We start from the raw sequence: 3,859 nt of genomic DNA, 5'->3' as shown, positions 1-3,859 counted from the left end.
CGCGGCAACCTGAAGCTCGACACGGCGCTCCAGGGCGGCGTCGACATCGACGTCTACTTCACCTACACGCAGGGCGCGATGGCGCTGCGGGCCGGGTCCGGGCTGGCGGCGGACCTGACCGACCGGGTCAAGGCTGACCCGGAGCTCCAGGTGTTCCTGGACACCGAACAGCCGCGGTCGTACATCGACAACGGCAAGGTGAAGGCGCTCGCCACCGCGCGAGAGCCGTTCTTCGTACTGTTCAACGAGAAGCTCCGGCAGCAGGCGGGCGTCGAGCTGCCGCATGCGTGGACGATCGACGAGTTCCGCGCGACGGCCCGCAAGCTGACCACGGACAAGACCGTCGGCCTCTACACGATCCCTGACGTCGCCCGGATCGCCCTCGGCCCGAACTACTGGTACGACGGAAACCGCTCGAACTTCGGCGATCCGCACTTCGAGCAGGGCTTCCGCCTCGGCCGCGAGATGATCGCCGACAGTACGGCGTTCCCGTGGACCGAGGTACTGTCCCGGCACCTCGACGCGTACCAGCAAAACGCTTTCCTGGGCGAGGAGTTCCACCTCTGGTCGACCGCGCCGTTCAACCTGCGCTACCTGTACGACGGGAAGAAGTACCCGCACGACTTCAAGGTCGCGTTCGCGCCGTCGCCGACGGTGGACGGCAAGGACTGGAACGGCGGCTCGTACAGCAACTTCATCATGATCAACCCGAAGTCGCCGAAGTTCGAGGCGGCCTGGGCGTTCGTGAAGTTCTGGCTGACCGAAGGTGCGACGCCGATGCTCAAGGGCGGCAAGATGCCGGCGCTCGGCAACGTCACCGACGACCAGATCGTGTCCGGGATGCTCGGCAAGGAACCGGAGAAGTACTTCGACCTGGACTCCTTCCGCCGGGTCGTGCTGACCGCGGATCCGAAGCTCGCCACCGACACCCGGCTGACCGGGTTCCCGGAGATCACGCTCGCGGTGAAGCAGCAGCGCGACCTGTGCTGGATCGGCGAGAAGGACCCGGGCGTCGCGATCCGTGAGGTACGGCGGCTCGCCGACGCCGCGATCGCCCGGAACGAGAGGAGGCCCTGATGGCTACCGCCACACTTGTCTCGGCCGGTACGAAAACGCTTTCTGAACAAGGTCGCGGGATCCGCCCCTCGGGTTGGACCGGTTTCCTGTTCATCGCGCCGAACCTGCTCGGCGTGGTCGCGTTCACGCTGATCCCGCTGATCAGTGTCGTCGTACTCGCGTTCACCGACTGGAACCTGGTGTCCGGCATCGGCGGAATCACCTTCAACGGCCTCGACAACTTCGTCGCGATCGCTCGGGACCCCGGGTTCTGGCACGCGATCGGCCTGACGCTGGTGTACGTCGCGGTGTCCGTTCCGCTGACCGTGGTCCTCGGGCTCGGCCTCGGGATCGCGCTGAACCGGCCGCTCCCGGGTCGCGCCGTACTGCGGGCGATCTTCTTCCTGCCGTACATCGTGAACGTGGTCGCGGTCGGCATGACCTGGCTGATGCTGATGAACCCGAAGGCCGGCCTGGTCAACCAGGTGCTGGACGTGTTCGGGATCCGGCCGGGCTGGTTCGCGTCCTCGCACTGGGCGCTGCCGGCGCTGATCGTGATGGCGGTCTGGGGCGGTGTCGGGTACTGCTCGCTGATCTACCTGTCCGCGCTGCAGGACGCGCCGCGGCAGCTGTACGAGGCGGCCGACATCGACGGCGCCTCCGCGTGGGCCAAGTTCCGCGTGATCACCTGGCCGTCGTTGCTTCCGACAACGATCTTCCTGCTGGTCACGCTGATCATCGGGGCGTCCCAGGGGTTCGGCCTGATCGCGCTGATCACGGCCGGCGGTCCGGGGGACGCGACCACCACGATCTCGTACTACATGTACCAGACCGGCTTCCAGTTCTACCGGTTCGGCTACGCGTCGGCGATCGGCCTGGTGACCTTCGTCGGCGTACTCGTCCTGACGCTGTTCACCTGGCGGGCGCAGCGCGGGAGGGCTCTGAATGACTAGGTCCAAGTGGCTCTGGGGGATCCCGCTGTGGATACTCGCAATCGCTTTCCTGGCGCCGTTCGCGTGGATGCTCTCGACCGCGCTGAAGGCGGACGTGGACGCGTACAAGATCCCGATGCAGTGGATCCCGCATCCGTTCCAGTGGGACAACTTCACGACGGTGCTGAGCGGGGCGACCTCGGTACTGCCCGCGTTCGGCCGGTCGGTGTTCGTCGCCGTGCTGCGGGTCGCCGGGGAGCTGATCACCGCGACGATGGCCGGGTACGCGTTCGCGCGGATGTCGTTCCGGGGGCGGGACAAGTTGTTCCTGCTGTACCTGGCGACGGCCATCATCCCGGCGCAGCTGCTGCTCGTCCCGCGGTTCATCTACTTCCAGAAGCTCGGGCTGTACGACACGTTGTGGGCGCTGATCCTGCCCGGAATGTTCACCGTGCTCGGGACTTTCCTGATGCGGCAGTTCTTCGTCAGCCAGCCGGCCGAGTTCGCCGAGGCGGCCCGGATGGACGGCGCGAACGAGTGGCGGGTGTTCAGCCGGATCTACTTGCCGTTGGCAACACCGGTGATGAGCGCGCTCGGCATCCTCGCGTTCGTCTGGTCGTGGAACGACTACGAGACCCCGCTGGTGCTGATCAGCAACCCGGACAAGTACACGCTGCCGCTGAGCCTGACCAACTTCGTCGACGAGCAGGGCCAGATCGCGCCGGGTCTGACGATGGCCGCCTCGGTGATCTCGATCGTGCCGGTCCTGCTCGTGTTCATCGTCCTGCAGCGGCGCTTCATCGCCGCGATGACTCATACGGGAATCAAATGACAACCAGTGTTTCCGGTGTCTTTCCGCATCTCGCCCAGATCGGCGACTTCGGCCCGCCGCGCAGCGAGCTGGGCGTCGGCTCGCTGATGCCGTGGAACGGGAAGCTCTACGTGCAGAACTACAACTCGCACAAGGCGTCCTCCGGCGGCGGGGTGAGCCTGCGCCGGATCGACGCCGACCTCTCGATGGAACTCGTCGCGGAAACCGTTGGCGTGGACGGGACGTACACGAACCGGTTCGTGCACTTCCCGACCTCGCGGCTGGTGCTCGGGCCGCACGTGATCACCGCGGACCACAAGATCGTCACGATCCCCGAGCTGCGGCCGCTCCGGGTCTGCGGTACGTCGCGGCACCTGACGAAGCCGGACACCCACGTCTACGTCCTCGCGATGGAGGGCGAGCTGTTCGAGCTCGACGTCACGACGTACGAGTGCACGCAGCTCTTCGACCTGAACGACGAGCTCGGCACCGACGGCGAGATGAAGGTGCACTACAAGGACTGCTACACGTCGTTCGGACGGCTGGTCGTCTGCTCGAACGAGTACTCCGAGCCGGAGTGGGCCGGCGACCGGTCGCGGGGCCGGCTGGCCGAGTACGACGGCACCTCGTGGAAGGTGCTGCGGGAGGACCCGTACACCGCGATCGGCGGGCGGCACGAGTTCGGCGGGACGATCTTCGCGACCGGGTGGGACCGGGCGTCGGCGATCCTCGAGGTGTTCACCGAGTCCGACCAGCGGTGGACGCGGTACCGGTTGCCGAAGGCGTCGCACTGCTTCGACCACAAGTGGCAGACCGAGTGGCCGCGGATCCGCGAGGTCGAGCACGAGCGGCTGCTGATGGACCACCACGGGATGTTCTACGAGCTGTCCCCGTGGGCGTACGGCGGCAGGATCTGGGGCGTGCGGCCGATCTCCACGCACCTGTGGGTGCTCGGCGACTTCTGCTCGTGGCGCGGCATGCTCGTCGCCGGCGCGGACAACGCCTCGCCGAGCCACGGGCTGAACCCGACGACCGCGGAACCGCAGTCCGGGTTGTGGTT

Annotated in this window: 4 protein-coding genes; all 4 read left to right on the top strand. The window is 66.8% G+C overall.

Features of this window, described 5'->3' with window-relative positions:
• A partial coding sequence (locus VFF46_RS10655; RefSeq protein WP_325036911.1) for an ABC transporter substrate-binding protein occupies positions 1-1,077 on the top strand: 1,077 nt, incomplete at its 5' end.
• Positions 1,077-2,009 carry a sugar ABC transporter permease gene (locus VFF46_RS10650; protein WP_325036910.1) on the top strand — a complete coding sequence of 311 codons (933 nt, stop codon included), beginning with the start codon at positions 1,077-1,079 and terminating at the stop codon, positions 2,007-2,009. The genes VFF46_RS10655 and VFF46_RS10650, both read left to right, overlap by 1 nt.
• On the top strand, positions 2,002-2,820 hold the full coding sequence (locus VFF46_RS10645) for a carbohydrate ABC transporter permease (RefSeq protein WP_325036909.1): 819 nt from the start codon (positions 2,002-2,004) through the stop codon (positions 2,818-2,820). Before VFF46_RS10650 ends, VFF46_RS10645 begins: the two co-directional genes overlap by 8 nt.
• A partial coding sequence (locus VFF46_RS10640; protein ID WP_325036908.1) for a hypothetical protein occupies positions 2,817-3,859 on the top strand: 1,043 nt, incomplete at its 3' end. The genes VFF46_RS10645 and VFF46_RS10640, both read left to right, overlap by 4 nt.

It is taken from the genome of Kribbella sp., from assembly GCF_035655035.1.
In the GTDB taxonomy this organism is placed as follows: domain Bacteria; phylum Actinomycetota; class Actinomycetes; order Propionibacteriales; family Kribbellaceae; genus Kribbella.
The sequence above is the reverse complement of the archived record's forward strand: the minus strand, read 5'-3'. Positions and strand labels throughout refer to the sequence as shown.

Excerpts from the sequence above, each read along its gene's own strand:
- VFF46_RS10650 (WP_325036910.1), top strand. The coding sequence starts at position 1,077 with ATGGCTACCGCCACACTTGTCTCGGCCGGTACGAAAACGCTTTCTGAA.
- VFF46_RS10645 (WP_325036909.1), top strand. The coding sequence starts at position 2,002 with ATGACTAGGTCCAAGTGGCTCTGGGGGATCCCGCTGTGGATACTCGCA.